1 rRNA gene is annotated in these 625 nt (G+C 55.7%); it reads left to right on the top strand.

From position 1 onward, the window contains the following. A 23S ribosomal RNA gene (locus AC5RWX_RS34085) occupies positions 1-625 on the top strand; the annotation flags it as partial.

The following is a 625-nucleotide window of genomic DNA, read 5'->3' on the forward strand; positions in this document are numbered from 1 at the left end:
TGTGACGGCGTGCCTTTTGAAGAATGAGCCTGCGAGTTAGTGTTACGTCGCGAGGTTAACCCGTGTGGGGAAGCCGTAGCGAAAGCGAGTCTGAACAGGGCGTTGCAGTGGCGTGATCTAGACCCGAAGCGGAGTGATCTACCCATGGCCAGGTTGAAGCGCGTGTAAGAGCGCGTGGAGGACCGAACCCACTTCAGTTGAAAATGGAGGGGATGAGCTGTGGGTAGGGGTGAAAGGCCAATCAAACTCCGTGATAGCTGGTTCTCCCCGAAATGCATTTAGGTGCAGCGTTGCGTGTTTCTTGCCGGAGGTAGAGCTACTGGATGGCCGATGGGCCCTACAAGGTTACTGACGTCAGCCAAACTCCGAATGCCGGCAAGTGAGAGCGCAGCAGTGAGACTGTGGGGGATAAGCTTCATAGTCGAGAGGGAAACAGCCCAGACCACCAACTAAGGCCCCTAAGCGTGTGCTAAGTGGGAAAGGATGTGGAGTTGCCCAGACAACCAGGAGGTTGGCTTAGAAGCAGCCACCCTTGAAAGAGTGCGTAATAGCTCACTGGTCAAGTGATTCCGCGCCGACAATGTAGCGGGGCTCAAGTACACCGCCGAAGTTGTGGCATCAGCGT

Source organism: Arthrobacter sp. SPT-J7, from assembly GCF_059089965.1.